At 73.1% G+C, this 15,068-nt stretch carries 12 protein-coding genes and 1 pseudogene; 10 read left to right on the forward strand and 3 right to left on the reverse strand.

The genetic code is table 11. The features are described 5' to 3' along the window. Positions 1-60 precede the first annotated feature (60 nt). Positions 61-1,173, reverse strand: coding sequence for a putative hexosyltransferase (locus K7B10_RS30455; RefSeq protein WP_372481487.1), 1,113 nt, complete (start codon positions 1,171-1,173; stop codon positions 61-63). Between the two features lie 292 nt (positions 1,174-1,465). On the opposite strand from K7B10_RS30455, the gene K7B10_RS30460 reads away from it, so the two are divergent. Next, positions 1,466-3,130 (forward strand): MFS transporter, encoded by a 1,665-nt coding sequence (locus K7B10_RS30460; protein ID WP_229340966.1) that lies wholly within the window; start codon positions 1,466-1,468, stop codon positions 3,128-3,130. 96 nt (positions 3,131-3,226) lie between these two features. Next, positions 3,227-4,396, forward strand: coding sequence for an acyl-CoA dehydrogenase family protein (locus K7B10_RS30465; RefSeq protein ID WP_229340969.1), 1,170 nt, complete (start codon positions 3,227-3,229; stop codon positions 4,394-4,396). Positions 4,397-4,405: 9 nt separating this feature from the next. On the opposite strand, the gene K7B10_RS30470 is transcribed toward K7B10_RS30465, so the two are convergent. Next, positions 4,406-4,855 carry a cell division protein SepF gene (locus tag K7B10_RS30470; RefSeq protein WP_048475656.1) on the reverse strand — a complete coding sequence of 150 codons (450 nt, stop codon included), beginning with the start codon at positions 4,853-4,855 and terminating at the stop codon, positions 4,406-4,408. 283 nt (positions 4,856-5,138) lie between these two features. Between K7B10_RS30470 and K7B10_RS30475 the strand changes: the two genes are divergently transcribed. From K7B10_RS30475 to K7B10_RS30490, 4 genes are all read left to right on the forward strand, one after another. Beyond that, positions 5,139-6,476 (forward strand): DUF5685 family protein, encoded by a 1,338-nt coding sequence (locus K7B10_RS30475; RefSeq protein WP_229340971.1) that lies wholly within the window; start codon positions 5,139-5,141, stop codon positions 6,474-6,476. Between the two features lie 94 nt (positions 6,477-6,570). Beyond that, a complete protein-coding gene (locus K7B10_RS30480; protein ID WP_229340973.1) occupies positions 6,571-7,401 on the forward strand; it encodes a DUF1684 domain-containing protein in 831 nt (276 codons plus the stop codon). A 148-nt stretch (positions 7,402-7,549) separates the two neighbouring features. After that, on the forward strand, positions 7,550-8,425 hold the full coding sequence (locus tag K7B10_RS30485) for a S1 family peptidase (RefSeq protein ID WP_229340975.1): 876 nt from the start codon (positions 7,550-7,552) through the stop codon (positions 8,423-8,425). Positions 8,426-8,506: 81 nt separating this feature from the next. Then, positions 8,507-9,319 (forward strand): hypothetical protein, encoded by an 813-nt coding sequence (locus K7B10_RS30490; RefSeq protein WP_229340977.1) that lies wholly within the window; start codon positions 8,507-8,509, stop codon positions 9,317-9,319. Here K7B10_RS30490 and K7B10_RS30495 read toward each other — a convergent pair. Next, positions 9,252-10,112: an alpha/beta fold hydrolase gene (locus K7B10_RS30495; RefSeq protein WP_229345528.1), complete on the reverse strand. Its 861-nt coding sequence runs from the start codon at positions 10,110-10,112 to the stop codon at positions 9,252-9,254. The two genes, K7B10_RS30490 and K7B10_RS30495, sit on opposite strands and share 68 nt — an antisense overlap. Before the next feature lie 104 nt (positions 10,113-10,216). On the opposite strand from K7B10_RS30495, the gene K7B10_RS30500 reads away from it, so the two are divergent. The 4 genes and pseudogenes from K7B10_RS30500 to K7B10_RS30510 all read left to right on the forward strand — a co-directional run bounded on the left by K7B10_RS30500 (position 10,217) and on the right by K7B10_RS30510 (position 15,065). Further along, positions 10,217-10,411, forward strand: a complete 195-nt coding sequence (locus K7B10_RS30500) for a hypothetical protein (RefSeq protein ID WP_229340979.1) — start codon at positions 10,217-10,219, stop codon at positions 10,409-10,411. 19 nt (positions 10,412-10,430) lie between these two features. Then, positions 10,431-12,689, forward strand: a complete 2,259-nt coding sequence (fxsBH, locus tag K7B10_RS30505; protein ID WP_229340981.1) for a radical SAM/SPASM protein FxsBH, inactivated beta-hydroxylase extension form — start codon at positions 10,431-10,433, stop codon at positions 12,687-12,689. 118 nt (positions 12,690-12,807) lie between these two features. Beyond that, positions 12,808-13,290: pseudogene (locus tag K7B10_RS41690) on the forward strand (aldehyde dehydrogenase family protein); the annotation flags it as partial. A 59-nt stretch (positions 13,291-13,349) separates the two neighbouring features. Beyond that, the gene (locus K7B10_RS30510) at positions 13,350-15,065 is read left to right on the forward strand and encodes a bifunctional acetaldehyde-CoA/alcohol dehydrogenase (protein ID WP_372481488.1); all 1,716 of its coding nucleotides are present in this window, start codon (positions 13,350-13,352) and stop codon (positions 15,063-15,065) included. Positions 15,066-15,068 lie beyond the last annotated feature (3 nt).

Raw genomic sequence — 15,068 nt, forward strand, 5'->3', positions numbered from 1 at the left:
CGTTACGTGGCCCGGCCGTGGGCTCCACCGACCGTCCCGCCGCGGGCGCCGGGGCGGTCCCTACGGAGGCCCCGACCCGTTCAGCCAGAAGGCCCCGTACACCGCCGACGCCAGCGCCGCCGCGCCCAGCACCGCGACCGCCCGCCCGGTCCGCCACCGGGCCAGCGCCACCGCCGCCGGCAGCAGCAGCGGGAACGCCGGGAGCAGCAGCCGCGGCTTGGAGCCGAAGTACCCCGACGCGCAGAGCGCCAGCGCCACCACGATCCCGCAGTAGACGAGGAGCGCGGCCGGCTGGCGCCGCCGTACGCACAGCCCGTACAGCCACAGCACCAGCACGACCCCCGCGATCAGCCCGATCCCGGCGGGCGCGGCGGAGGAGGCCAGCTTCGCCCCGATGAACCGGGCGAACGCCCAGCCGCCGTCGAAGCCGTTGCCCCAGCCGCCCTGCACGTCCAGGTAGCCGAGCAGCCCGCCGCCGGTGCGCGCCCCGACCCACCACACGTACGCGGCCGCGCCCAGCGGAGCCAGCGCCGACCCCGCCGCCATCCGCCAGGACCGCTCACCGCCCCGCCACGCCAGGGCGGCCGCCACCCAGACCGCCGCCACCACCGCGGCGCCGACCGGGCGGGTCAGCCCCGCCCCGGCCGCGAGCAGGCCGGCCGTCAGCCACCGGCCGCGCAGGGCCCCGTACAGCCCCCAGGCGGCCAGCGCCGTGAACAGCGACTCGCTGTAGGCCATGGACTGCACGATCCCGACCGGCAGCGCGGCCCAGACCCCGGCGGCGAACACCCCGGCCCGGCGGCCGTGGAGGAGATCGCCGACCGCGAAGATCCCCCAGGCCGCGAGCCCGGCCACCACCGAGACCACCAGTCCCGCGGACCCGTACGACAGCCCGGTCGGCGCCGCGACCAGCCGCTCCAGCCAGGGCAGCAGCGGGAAGAAGGCCAGGTTCGAGTGCACGTCCCCGTTCGGGAGGTGCACCTCGTACCCGTACCCCTCGGCGGCGATGCGGGCGTACCAGAGCGAGTCCCAGCGCGCCGACAGCAGCGTGTGCGGGCTGCTGCCGGCGGCCGCGCACCACAGCGCGAGCACGGCCAGCCCGAGCAGCCGGACCGCCGCGAAGACGGCCAGGGCGGGCGCGGCCCGACGAAATCCAAGATCCTTCACGGGCATGATTATCGGTGGCGTCCGCGCGTGCCGTCGGCGCAGAACCACGCGCCGTGACCAGGCGTGTACGCGGTGGAGGGGGGAGGGGTCGGGCGGGGCGGGGCGAGTGGCACACACCACACCGCGGTCGCCGCCGGGGTGAGAGCTTGGCCACGTGTCGGACAGACGAACTCGCGTACGCTGTCGCTTCACTCGCGTGTCGATGCCGGACCCCGTAGGACGCCGCTCAGTGCACCACCACCGTGGCTCCGCAAACGCTGGTCCGCCGAGTGCGAGCGATCATCTGGGAGGTACATGCATGTCGGGGACGAACGCGGCCGCCCTCCGGCTGAGGCTGCGCGCCGCATCCGGCGGGACCAACCGCTGGCTCGTCCTCGCGGTCCTCTGCGTCAGCCTGGTCCTCGTCGCGCTCGACGCGACGATCCTGCACGTCGCCGTCCCCTCCGTCACCGAGGACCTGCGCCCCGGCTCGATCGAGCTCCTGTGGATCGTCGACGCCTACCCGCTGGTCTGCGCGGCCCTGCTGATCCTCTTCGGCACCCTCGGCGACCGGGTCGGCCGCCGCCGGATACTCCTGCTCGGTTACGGGCTCTTCGGCGCGGCCTCCGCGCTGGCCGCCCTGGCCGACAACGCCCAGGTCCTGATCGCCGCCCGCGCGCTGCTCGGCGTCGGCGGCGCGATGATCATGCCCGCCACCCTGTCGATCCTGCGGCAGGTCTTCCCCGACCGGCGCGAGCGGGCCCTCGCCATCGGCATCTGGACCGCCGTCGCCGCCATCGGCGCGGCCAGCGGCCCGGTCCTCGGCGGCTTCCTCGTCCAGCACTTCTGGTGGGGCTCGGTCTTCCTCATCAACATCCCGCTCATGGCGCTGATCCTGCCGATCGGACGCTGGCTGCTGCCGGAGTCGCGCGGCACCGCCGACGGGCCGTGGGACGTGGCCGGCGCGCTCATGGCCGCCGCCGGCGTGCTGGGCTTCGTCCTCGGGGTCAAGAGGATCGGCGCGGAGCGCCGGCTCTTCGACGCCGAGGCGCTGGTGCCGCTGCTGCTCGGCGTGGCGCTGCTGATCTTCTTCGTACGGCGGCAGAAGCGGCGCACGCACCCGCTGATCGACATGCGGATGTTCTCGCGCGCCACGTTCTCGACGTCCGTCGGGTGCATCGTGCTCGCCATGCTGGCGCTGGTCGGGCTGGAGCTGATCGCGGTCCAGTACCTGCAGCTGGTGCTGCACCTCAGCCCCTTGGAGACCGGGCTGCGCCTGCTGCCGCTGACCTTCGCGGCCATGGCGGCCGGTGCCACCGGGTCGTACACGCTGGCCCGGGTCGGGCCGCGGACGATGGTGTCGCTGGGCTTCGTACTGACCGCTTTCGCCGTGCTGCTGCTGACGTTCATGGGGCAGCACGACCGGCCGGTGCTGCTCACGGCCGGGTTCATCCTGCTCGGCTTCGGTCTGCAGACCACGCTGTTCGCGGCGTACGAGTCGATGCTGAGCGAGGCGCCCGCGGCCACGGCCGGCGGGGCGGCCTCCATAGGCGAGACCTCGTACCAGCTGGGCGCGGGGATGGGCATCGCGCTGCTGGGCAGCGTCATGAACGCGGCCTACGCCCCGGGACTGACGCACGTGCCGGGGGTGTCGGCGTCGGACGCGGCGGGGGCCGCGAACTCCCTGGGCGAGGCGTACCAGATCGCCGGAGCGCTCGGGGGCGCGGCGGGGGAGTCGCTGTACGCCGCGGCGCGGCAGTCGTTCGTGCACGGACTGCACGTGACGCTGGTGGTCAGCGCCGGGCTGTTGCTGGCCGGGGCCGTGATGGCGCTGAAGCTGCCGCGGGTGATGGAGTGCCCGGAGGACGCCGAGTCCGATGCCGACGCCGAGCCGGTGCGGCTCCCCGCCCAGGCGGGCCCCGACGCCGCGCGCGTCCCCGCCGCCGCGCAGCAGGACCGCGACCCGGCGGCCCGCCCGGCCTGACCGCCGCGCGGGCGGGTGGGGGGTGGACCGCGGGCGGCCGCGAGGACAAACTTGCACCGCTAGGTTTCGAACCGCAGGTCCGCACCAGGAGGCGCCGTGCCCTTCGTACCCACCGATCCGCTCGGGATCGACGAGCTCCTCGCGCCCGAGGACCTCGCCATCCGCGACACCGTGCGCGGCTGGGCCGCAGACCGGGTGCTGCCGCACATCGCCGGGTGGTACGAGAGCGGCGAGCTGCCCGGGATCCGGGAGCTGGCGAGAGAGCTCGGGGCCCTCGGCGCGCTCGGGATGTCGCTGGAGGGGTACGGCTGCGCCGGGGCCTCCGCCGTGCAGTACGGGCTCGCCTGCCTGGAGCTGGAGGCCGCCGACTCCGGGATCCGGTCCCTCGTCTCCGTGCAGGGCTCGCTCGCGATGTACGCGATCTGGAAGTACGGCTCCGAGGAGCAGAAGCAGCGCTGGCTCCCCGGCATGGCCGCGGGCGACCTGATCGGCTGCTTCGGGCTGACCGAGCCCGACGTCGGCTCCGACCCGGCCGCCATGCGCACGTACGCGAAGCGCGACGGCACCGACTGGGTGCTGAACGGGCGCAAGATGTGGATCACCAACGGCAGTGTCGCGGCCGTGGCCGTGGTGTGGGCGCAGACCGACGAGGGGATCCGCGGTTTCGCCGTCCCCACCGACTCGGCCGGGTTCTCCGCACCCGAGATCAAGCACAAGTGGTCGCTGCGCGCCTCCGTGACCAGCGAGCTGGTCATGGACGACGTACGGCTGCCCGCGGACGCGGTGCTTCCCGGGGTCACCGGGCTCAAGGGGCCGCTGGGCTGCCTCAGCCACGCGCGGTACGGGATCATCTGGGGGGCCATGGGCGCGGCGCGCGCCAGCTTCGAGGCCGCGCTCGACTACGCGAGGACGCGCGAGCAGTTCGGCAGGCCCATCGGCGGCTTCCAGCTCACCCAGGCGAAGCTCGCCGACATGGCGCTCGAACTCCACAAGGGCATCCTGCTCGCCCACCACCTGGGCCGGCGGATGGACGCGGGCACCCTGCGGCCGGAGCAGATCAGTTTCGGCAAGCTCAACAACGTCCGCGAGGCCATCGACATCTGCCGCACCGCGCGGACCATCCTCGGTGCCAACGGGATCTCGCTCGAATACCCCGTCATGCGGCACGCCACGAACCTCGAGTCGGTGCTCACCTACGAGGGCACCGTCGAGATGCACCAGCTGGTGCTGGGCAAGGCGCTCACCGGGCTCGACGCCTTCCGGTGAGGGCCCTGCTCAGCTCTGGTTGAAGAAGTCGCGCGAGCGGCCGCCGGGCTCGCCGCTCACGATCTGGGTGTCGGCCGGGGTCAGGAGGAAGACCCTGGTCGCCACCCGCTCGATCGAGCCGCGCAGGCCGAAGGTCAGACCGGCCGCGAAGTCGACCACGCGCTTGGCGTCGGCCGGGTCCATGGACGAGAGGTTCACGATCACGGGGACGCCCTCGCGGAACAGCTCGCCGATGCCGCGCGCGTCACGGAAGCCGTCCGGGGTGACCGTCGCGATCCGCCGGCCCTGCTCGACGGCCGACTCGGACGCGACCTTGACGCGGGGGTCGGTGACCCACTGGTCGCCGGGGCCCGAGACGGAACCCTGTGCGGCCTCCGCGTAGTCGTCGTCGTAGTAACGCTCGTCGTCGCTGTCCTCCACGAGACCCAACCAGGCACTCGCCTTGCGTACCGAACCCATGGACGCCTCCTTTCACCGCGGTCAGTTGTCTTCTCTCCGCTGCCCCTATCGTCGTCCATGATGCTGACAACGCGCCAAGTGGATAGCCGCCGCGCAGGGGTTTCGTGACGGTACTGGTGCAGAACATCCGTTGCACCGTCAAGCATTCTGGCGGCTACCACTGCTGACTGAGTGAAAATACGACCGCTGCCGCCGAGTGGGTGACCGACACGGACGTATGGGTGAACGATCCCGCTCGATACGATGCGCAATCACGCACGCGTATGACACACGGGGGACCGGTTTGTTCGGCATCGTCAGACCCTGCTCGCACCGGCTGGGAGAGCGCTTCAAGACCGAGTGGATGGCCCATCTCTGCGGGCTCTGCCTGGCACTTCGAGCGGACCACGGACAGTTCGCCCGGATCGTGACGAACTATGACGGTCTGCTCGTCTCCGTTCTGACGGAGGCTCAGTCCGGACCGGCGCCCGGCGCGCGGCGCACGGCCGGCCCCTGCCCGCTGCGCGGGATGCGGACCGCGGCGGTGGCCAAGGGAGAGGGTGCCCGGCTCGCGGCCGCCGTCTCGCTCGTCCTCGCCTCGGCGAAGGTCCGGGATCACGTGGCGGACCGGGACGGGCTGTTGGCCCGCGCTCCGATCGCCGCCGCCGCGCGCAAGGTGGCCCGCGGCTGGGACCGGGCCGGCGCCCGCGCCGGGGCCCGGATCGGCTTCGACACGGCCGTCCTCGTCGACGCCGTGGACCGGCAGGAGGGCATCGAGGCGCTCGCCGGGCCCGGCACGCCGGTGCTCGTGGTGACCGAGCCCACGGAGACCGCGACCGCCGCCGCCTTCGCCCATACCGCGCAGCTGGCGGGACGGCCAGGCAACGCCCCCGCGCTCGCCGAGGCGGGCCGCTACTTCGGGCGTCTCGCGCACCTGCTGGACGCCGTCGAGGACCAGGCCGCGGACGCCGCCGCGGGCGCCTGGAACCCGCTCACGGCCACCGGGACCCCGCTCGCCGAGGCCCGGCGGCTGGCCGACGACGCCCTGCACGGCATCCGGCTGGCGCTGCGCGAGGTCGACTTCGCGGACGCCGGGCTGGCCCACCGGCTGCTCGTGCACGAGCTGAAGACCTCGGTGGACCGGGCCTTCGGGGTCAGCGGCTGCGCGCACGCGGGCGGGCACGCGGGCGTGAACGCCGCGGGTCAGGGCGGCCACGGGGCGCCGCCGCAAGGTTACGGCCCGGGGCAGGCGGGCCCGTACGGCAGTGGTCCTTACGGCAGTGGTCCGTACGGCGGCCAGGGCGGCCAGGGGGGCACCCCGTACGGCGGGAATCCGTACGGCGGCGGCGGCGCGGGCGGGCCCGGCGGGCCCTGGATGCCCGGGCCGCCCGTGGGACCCGGCGGCGGCCTGCCCCCGCAGAAGCCGCGCCGCGGGCTGCTCGCCGGCTGCGCGGTCTCCATCGGGCTGTTCTGCACCTGCCAGCTGTGTTGCACCGACCACGAGGGCCCGTGGTCCCGCAAGAAGCGGGACGCGTGGTGCGATGCCTGCGACTGCGGCAACGGCTGCCCCGACTGCAGCGGCTGCGGTGACTGCTGCAGCTGCGACGGGTGCTGCTGCGACGGCTGCGGCTGCGACTGCTGAGCCCGCGACGGCTTGAGGGTCCGTCAGACATCCACGGGGCCGGACGGCGTACAGGGAGATTCCCGTCCGGGTCCGTGTGGAAGGGTTGAGCGGCATGAGCGATGACGCAGATGACGCAGACGATCCGAAGACCGCCTGGCGGAAATGGCACGAGCACCGGGTGGCTTCCGTGTCCGCCCCCTACGGTCCCCTCTCCCTCATCGGCACCCACTGGCTCTCGGACTACACGGAAGGTCGAATTCCGGCCGTTCCGGGGCGTTGGCGCGCCACCGAGGGCGGGGTGGCGCTGAGCGCCTCCGCCGAGGACGGCCTCAGCCTCGACGGCGAGCCCTTCACCGGTGACGCCGTACTCGCCGCCGACGAGGCCCCACCCGCGCACTCCCGGGTCGCCGCCGCCCACGAACTCCGGATCACCGTGATCCGGCGCGAGGGTGAGTGGGCGGTCCGGGTCTTCGACCCCGGCTCCGCGGCGCGGCGCGCCTTCGCCGGCATCGAGGCCACCCCGTACGACCCGGACTTCGTACGGCCGGGGCGCTTCCGCCCGTACGGCGAGGACCGGACCGTCCAGGTGGCGAACGCCGACGGACGGGAGCGCGGGTTCGGGCTCGGCGGCGAGCTGAGCTTCGCGTACCGGGGTGCCGAGCACACCCTGCAGGTCGCCGTCGACGAGGACGACGGCAGCCTCTGGGCCGTCATCGGCGATGCCACCGCGGGGAGCTCCAGCTACCGCTTCCGCTTCCTCAAGCCGGGGGTTCCGGATCCGGCGGACGGCTCGATCACCGTCGACTTCAACCGGACCGTGCTGCCGCCCTGCGCCTTCGCCGACCACTTCATCTGTCCGTTCCCGCCACCCGGGAACACCCTGCCCTTCGAGGTCGCGGCGGGGGAGCGGAGGCTGAAAGATGCCCTTGCCGCCCGAATCTGACGCCGAGACACTCCCGACAGCGCCTTCCGAGGGGTTGTCAGGGGCACGACGAAATCCTGTGCGCCCGCCGTACCCCCGGCTGCGCCTCACGGGCTCCGGCGCCCCCCACTGTCCGCCGGGCCCCCGATCCCTCCCGGGAGGACGAGAAGTGAGGATCAAGAGCATCACCCGTACCCGGCTGCTCGCCGTGGCCGCCGGCCTGGCGGCCGTCGCCGGGCTCGCCGCCCCCACCGCGGCGAGCGCGGACAGCGGCTTCAGCGCGGCGCGGCTCGCCGCTGCCGGAGCCTCCGTCCAGCGCGCCGACGTCGCCGGCACCGCCTGGTACACCGACCCCGCCGCCGGAACCCTCGTGGTCACCGCCGACTCCACCGTCTCCGCCGCGGACATCGCCAGGATCCGCAGCGAGGCCGGTGCCGACGCCGGGGCCCTGCGCATCGAGCGCACCCCCGGCAAGCTGCGCAAGCTGATCTCCGGCGGCGACGCCATCTACACCTCGGGCTGGCGCTGCTCGCTCGGCTTCAACGTGCGCAGCGGGAACACGTACTACGTGCTGACCGCCGGGCACTGCACCGACGGCGCCGGCACCTGGTGGACGAACTCCTCGCACACCACCACCGTCGGTTCGACCGTCGGATCGAGCTTCCCGACCAACGACTACGGCCTGATCAAGTACGCCAGCAGCTCGCCGGTGCCGCCGGGCACCGTCGGCAGCCAGGACATCACCAGCGCCGCCAACGCCACCGTCGGGATGTCCGTCACCCGGCGCGGCTCCACCACCGGCACCCACGGCGGTTCGGTGACCGGCCTCAACGCCACCGTCAACTACGGCGGCGGCGACATCGTCTACGGCATGATCCGCACCAACGTCTGCGCCGAGCCCGGCGACAGCGGCGGCCCCCTCTACTCCGGCACCCGCGCCATCGGCCTCACCTCCGGGGGCAGCGGCGACTGCACCTCGGGCGGCACCACCTTCTTCCAGCCCGCGGTCGAGGCCCTCAACGCCTACGGCGTGAGCGTGTACTGACCCGTCCGCCCTGCGGCACAATGAGCCCCCGCCCAACTCCCGGGCGGGGGCTCGCCTTTCGGGGGAAACGGGGTAGCGCACATGGCCAGTGCACCTTCCGCGCGGGGAGGTTCCGCACCCGACGCGCAGCGCCGGATCCGGCGCAACCGCTGGCTGTTCACCGCACCCCTGGTGCTGCTCTGCTTCCTGGGCGTCGTACTCGTCTGGGAGATCGTGCGGGGGAACCTGTCCGAAGCCACCCGCGCCCACTGGCCCTGGCGGCTCCAGCTGATGGGCGCCGAACCCCTCGCGAGCCTGCTGGCCGTAGCGGCCGGCGCCGTCCTGGCCCGCGCGCAGTACGCGCGTACGGTACGGCCCGCACTGGGATGGCGGGCCGAGTTCGTGGCGGGCCACCTGCCCGGCCCCGGCAAGGACTGGAGCGTCGGCGTCCTCAACGGGGGTCAGCACAACGTGGTGGTGGAGCACGTGGACTATCGGCTGACCCTGGCCCGCGCCCCGGCCGCCGGGCAGCCCGGCGAGGACGACGGGTGGACGGGCCTGGCGGGCGTCGGCGAGCAGCTGGTCGCCGCCGGACTGCGCCCCACGGTGGACTTCCGCCTCGTCGGGATGGGGGCGGGATACCCGCTCGTTGCCACCGGTACCTACGAGACCGTCGGCGTGGGGGTGTTCTCGAAGCGGTTCCTCGACGAGGTGCGGGCCTTCCACATGCGCATCCAGGTCATCGACAGCGTCGGCGACACCCACGAGCGGATTGTCCAGTGCCTCGAAGGCGCCCGGGAGGCGGTCGTGGCGCCCGTCGAGGAGGCGCATCCCGTCACGCATTCCGTCACAACAGCCACTCCAGAGCTTCCGGCTGCGCGTACTGAGCAGCGAAGTGACCGGCCCCCGGCTTGAGTACGGCGGTGCTCCGGTCGATGTGCCCGGCCAGCCATCGGAAGTGCCCCAGCGGAGAAAAGGCGTCCTCGGCGCCGTGCCACAGCAGGACTCGGCCCTGGATGGAGCCGGGGTCGAAGCCCCACGGGCGGCAGAAGGCCAGACTGTCGTCCAGCCAGCCGTACGCGGAAGTGCGCAGCGCCTCACGGTAGTTGTCCATCAGCGCCTGATGCACATCGGGGTCCGAGAGCACCGGCAGGTCGGCTTCGGACAGCCCCGCCCGCAGCTCCTCCAGCAGCCTGCCCGGATCACTGCCGATGGCCGCAGCCCGGGGAGTGAGCCGGCGCTCCAGAGCTGCCGGGTCGCGGACGGCGAGGGCGTAGTGCTCCACGTTGTGGGCGGTCATCCCGGCGAACCAGTCGAGCCCGGCCCCGCCCCAGGGTGCCAGACTGACCAGGGCCGCGGTCCCTGTCACCCGCTCCGGGAGCAGCGCCGCGCAGGCCAATGCGTGCGGACCGCCCCCGGAGCGGCCCACGACGGCGAAGGTGTCCAGGCCCAAGGCGTCCGCCACGGCGGCGGAGTCGGCCGCGGCATCGGCCACCGTACGACCCCGGGAGCGGTCGGAGTCCCCGTAGCCGGGCCGGTCGTAGGCGAAGAACCGGATGCCCGGACAGCGCTCGGTGACGTCGCCCAGGGTGGTGCCGAGGCGGCTGCCCGGGGTGCCGTGGTGCAGCAGGACGGGCAGCCCGGCCGGGTCCCCCCAGTCCTCGGCGACGAGCCTGCGGCCGTCCCTTGCCCTCACCTCGACACGCACCACGCCTCCGCGGTCTACCGGCTCCCTGCGGATGTCTCTAGTCTCATCCCGACAGCTCTCTCGATGTCCTGATGGAAGCACAGCCACGACCTGGAGGGGGAACCGTGACGCCCATTCAGAAGCACCATCCCGCAGCCGTACCGGTTGACGAGGAGCACGACGGCCGGCCCTCGCCGGCTTCCCTGGCCACCCTGGCCGCGCGCGGCGGCGCGGACACGGACCGGCGCATCGACCGAGTACTTCCCGGCGGGGTCGGCGCCGACGCGGTCCGGACGGTCACCTTCAACTCCTCCCTCTGAGCGCGGCGCCCCCGCCGCGATGGAGCCCACCGGGGCCGGTGCCACCGCACCCCTCATCCCGTTCCGCGAGTTCGTGGTCAAGGTGCACAGCAGATGCGATCTCGCATGCGACCACTGCTACATCTACGAGCACGCGGACCAGAGCTGGCGGCAGCGGCCCACGGTGATCCCCGGTGCGGTCGTCGAACGCTTCGCGGAGCGGCTCGCCGAGCACGCGCGCACCCACGCACTGCCGTCGGTGACCGTCATCCTCCTCGGCGGCGAGCCGCTGCTGGCCGGACCCGCCCGGCTGCGACGGCTGTGCGAGGCGCTCACCCGGGCCCTTGACGGGGTGGCCGGCCTCGATCTGCGCGTGCACACCAACGGGCTGCGGCTGAACGAGTCCTTCCTCGCGCTGTTCGCCGAGTACGGGGTGGGCGTCGGGGTGTCCCTCGACGGAGACCGCGCCGCCAACGACCGGCACCGCCGGTACGCGAACGGCCGCAGCAGCCACTCCAGCGTGCTCGACGCGGTCCGTCTCCTCGGCGAGGACCGCCACCGCCGCCTCTACCAGGGGCTGCTCTGCACGATCGACGTGCGCAACGATCCCACCACGGTGCTCGACGCGCTCCTCGCGCTCGCACCGCCGCGCATCGACTTCCTGCTTCCGCACGCCACCTGGGAGACGCCCGCGCCCCGGCCCGACGGCCGCCCGGATGCCTACGCCCGCTGGCTGCTGCGGCTCTTCGACCACTGGGACGGGCAGGGCCGGCCAGTGCCCGTACGCCTCTTCGACTCGCTGCTGAGCACCCTGCGGGGCGGGCCGAGCCTGACCGAGTCCCTGGGCCTGACCCCCACCGACCTTGTCGTCGTCGAGACCGACGGCACCCTGGAGCAGGCCGATTCCCTCAAGACCGCCCACGAGGGAGCCGCAGCGACCGGATTCGACGTCTTTCGGCACTCCTTCGACGAGGTGGCCCTCCACCCCGGCATCCGGGCCCGGCAGCTGGGTCTCGCGGGCGTCAGCGCCGAGTGCCGCGCCTGCCCGGTGGTGCGCTCCTGCGGCGGCGGCCTCTACGCCCACCGGTACCGCCCCGCAAACGGCTTCGACAACCCGTCCGTCTACTGCGCCGACCTGAAGGCGCTGGTGGAGGGCGTAGAGCAGCGCACCGCCCGGGCCGCAGTCGCCCCCGAGGTCACCGATCCGGCCGCGCTCGCCGCTGCCCAGCAAGAGCTGACCCGGGCACTGCTGGTCCGGCTGCACACGGAGCTGGGAGGCCGTGGTGATGCGGACTGGCAGCGGGCCTGGGAGCTGGTCACGGCCGTCGAGGCCGAGACGCCGGACGCGCTCGCCGCCGTACTGAACCACCCGTACACCCGCACCTGGCTGCTCGCAGCCCTGGGTGCCGTACGGCAGGGCAGGCCACCGGGTGCGGAGCCCGGGCGCAGACTGTCCGCGCTCGCAGCCGCGGCCGTGGTGCGCGGGCGGTTGGAGCTGCGCGCGCCCGTGTTCCTCGGGGGCGGCGGACTGTACCTGCCCACCCTTGGGCTGCTGCGCGCAGATCCGGGGCGGGCCGAGGTCCGGGCCACCGTGGAGGGGTTCTCCGTACAAGGGGAGGGCGGCGGCGTACGGAACTTCGGGCCGGGCACCGAGACCGCGGACTGGCAGCCGGTCCGGTTCCTGGCGGGCGGAGCCGGGGCGGGCGCGCCCCCGGCCCTCCTGGCGCTGGAGGACCTGGACCCCGACCGGGGCTGTTTCGCCCTGCCCCCCACACCGAGGCTGGACCCGGTGGGGGCCGAGCGCTGGGAGCGTCGCCTGGCCGAGGCCTGGGACCTGCTGCACGGCACGGTGCCGTCTCTGGCACGGGAGACGGCGGCCGGGCTGACCACACTGACCCCGCTCATGGGCGCGGTGGCGCCGGAGGAAGAAGTGCGACGCGGGCCGGGCGCGCTGGGCGTGCCGCTGGAGGCGGACGTACGGGAGACTTCGCTCGCGTTGCTCACCGGCCAGCGGCGGGCTCGGCTGCGTGAGCTGACGGAGGTGGCAGACCTGTACGCGTCGGACGGGGAGTGGCTGCACCCGTCGCCGTGGCGCAAGGAGCCGGTGTCCGTATCGCGGCTGCTGGAGGACGCGCACGCGGCAGTGGCGGCGGAGGCTTTCTGCCAGGCGGGCGGAGGGTCGGGCGGCCAAGGCGGGATCGGCCGCGCCCTTGACCGGCTCGAGGGCGCGGCGGAACTGACGGTGAGCGGCAAGGCGGTGGTGGCGATACTGCGCCGGGAGGCAGGATCGGAAATGTGAGGGGTGCGGTCGGGAAATTTTTGTGGATGCCTTCACAAGCATGCAGGAGGCTTTGGGCCCTGCCTGAAGCCGCAGTTCAGACGCCCCTTTGCTGAGCTCGTAACTCGTCCAGCGGGCGCTGACGGCGCTCGGCCGGTTCGAGGCGTTCGACCAGGAGCAGGTCGACCACATCGTCATGAAGGCCTCGCTGGCCGCCTTGGGGCAGCACGGCGAACTGGCCCGGCTCGCCGTCGAGGAGACCGGCCGCGGGCTGTTCGAGGACAAGGCCGTCAAGAACCTCTTCGCGTGCGAGCACGTCGTGAACTCGATGCGCGGCCTCAAGACCGCGGGCGTCATCCGGCGCGACGAGCTGAACGGCATCACCGAGATCGCCGAACCCGTCGGAGTCGTCTGCGCGATGACCCCGGTCACCAACCCGGCCTCGGCCACCGACTTCAAGGCGCTGATCGCCCTGAAGACCCGCAACCCGATCATCTTCGCCTTCCACCCCTCCGCGCAGCGCTGCTCGGCCGAGGCGGCCCGGATCGTCCGGGACGCCGCCGTCGAGGCCGGCGCCCCCGCCGACTGCGTGCAATGGGTCGAGCAGCCCTCCATGGAGGCCACCGGCGCCCTCATGAACCACCCGGGCGTCTCCACCCTTCTCGCCACCGGCGGCAATGCGTGGTCAAGGCCGCCTACTCCTGCGGCAAGCCCGCCCTGGGCGTCGGCGCCGGCAACGTGCCCGCGTACGTCCACAAGAGCGCCAAGCTGGACCGTGCGATCCACGACATCGTGCTCTCCAAGGCCTTCGGCCACGGCATGGTCTGCGCCTCCGAGCAGGCCGTCGTCCTCGACGCCGAGATCTACGAGCGGGGCCTCGCCGAATTCCGGCGGCTCGGCGCCCACGTGGTGAGCGCCGCCGAGAAGACCAAGCTGGAGGAGTTCGTCTTCGGTACGACGGCCTGTGCCGCGAACTGCGCCGGCGCCGGGCTGAACGCGGCGGTCGTCGGCAAGTCCCCGCACTGGATCGCCCAGCAGGCCGGGTTCAGCGTCCCCGAGGACACCTCCCTGCTCCTCGCCGAGTGCAACGAGGTCGGCGACGGCGAGCCGCTGACCCGCGAGAAGCTCTCCCCGCTCCTGGCCGCGCTGAAGTCCTCCGACACCGAGCACGGCCTCGAGCTGGCCGCCGCGATGGTCGAGTTCCACGGACTGGGCCACAGTGCCGCCATCCACGCCGAGGCCGACGCGCTCGTCGAGGAGTTCGGCAGGAAGGTCAAGGCGATCCGCGTCATCGCCAACTCGCCCTCCACCTTCGGCGGGATCGGCGACGTATACAACGCCTTCCTCCCCTCGCTGACCCTCGGCTGCGGCCCGTACGGCCACAACTCGGTGTCGGACAACGTCACCGCGGTCAACCTGATCAACATCAAGCGGATCGGACGGCGGGGCAACAACATGCAGTGGTTCGAGGTCCCGCCGGAGATCTACTTCGAGCGCAACTCCATCCGCCACCTGGGTGAGACGACGTCGAGCCCAACCCGGAGCTCGCCACCGTGCGTGCGGGCGGGCGCCGCGCTGATGCGCGAGTTCCGGCCGGACACGATCATCGGCCTCGGCGGCGGGTCACTGGCCGCCGCCCGGAAGTACGCGCTGGCCCACTACGCGCCGACCCCGGACGTCGCCATCACCGACCCGGTGCTCCCGATGGGGCTCCGGGCCACCGTGACCGCCGACTCCGGCTTCGACGCCCTGACGCACGCCACCGAGGCGTACGTCTCCGCCTACGCGAACGACCACACCGACGGGCTGTGCCTCCAGGCCGTCAAACTCATCTTCGAGAACCTCGAACGCTGCGTGGCGGACGGGCCGAACGACCCCGAGGACCGCGAGAAGACGCACCACGCCGGTGCGGTGGCGGGCATGGCCTTCGCCAACGCCTTCCTGGGCCTGGTCCACGCCATGGCGCGCACCCTGGGCAACACCTTCCGCGCGGCCCACGGCCGGGCCAACGCCCTGCTGCTGCCGCACGTGATCCGGTACAACGGGACGGTCTCGCACGAGGCCACCCCGTGGCCGAAGGCCGAGGTCTACCGCGCCCCGGAGCGCTTCCAGGAGATCGCGAGGATGCTGGGCCTGCCGGCCGCGACCCCGGCCGAGGGCGTCGAACCGTACGCCCGCGCCGTCGAGGAGCTGCGCGCCGAATGCGGGATCCCGGCCTCGTTCGCGCCGGAGGGCGTGGACGAGCGGGCCTTCCTGGAGGCCCTGCCGGCGCAGGCCGTGAACGCGTACGCCGACCAGTGCGCGCCCGCCAACCCGCGGATGCCGATGATCGACGACATGCAGCGGCTGATGCGGCAGGCGTACTACGGCAACACGGAGGGCGCGCCGACCGCCTGACCG

The organism is Streptomyces flavotricini (assembly GCF_020639365.1).
Taxonomy (GTDB): domain Bacteria; phylum Actinomycetota; class Actinomycetes; order Streptomycetales; family Streptomycetaceae; genus Streptomyces; species Streptomyces flavotricini.

Bases quoted from the DNA above. Each gene is read 5' to 3' on its own strand.
- K7B10_RS30455 (WP_372481487.1), bottom strand. From the start codon at position 1,173: ATGCCCGTGAAGGATCTTGGATTTCGTCGGGCCGCGCCCGCCCTGGCC.
- K7B10_RS30460 (WP_229340966.1), top strand. From the start codon at position 1,466: ATGTCGGGGACGAACGCGGCCGCCCTCCGGCTGAGGCTGCGCGCCGCA.
- K7B10_RS30470 (WP_048475656.1), bottom strand. From the start codon at position 4,855: ATGGGTTCGGTACGCAAGGCGAGTGCCTGGTTGGGTCTCGTGGAGGAC.
- K7B10_RS30480 (WP_229340973.1), top strand. From the start codon at position 6,571: ATGAGCGATGACGCAGATGACGCAGACGATCCGAAGACCGCCTGGCGG.
- K7B10_RS30490 (WP_229340977.1), top strand. From the start codon at position 8,507: ATGGCCAGTGCACCTTCCGCGCGGGGAGGTTCCGCACCCGACGCGCAG.
- fxsBH (WP_229340981.1), top strand. From the start codon at position 10,431: ATGGAGCCCACCGGGGCCGGTGCCACCGCACCCCTCATCCCGTTCCGC.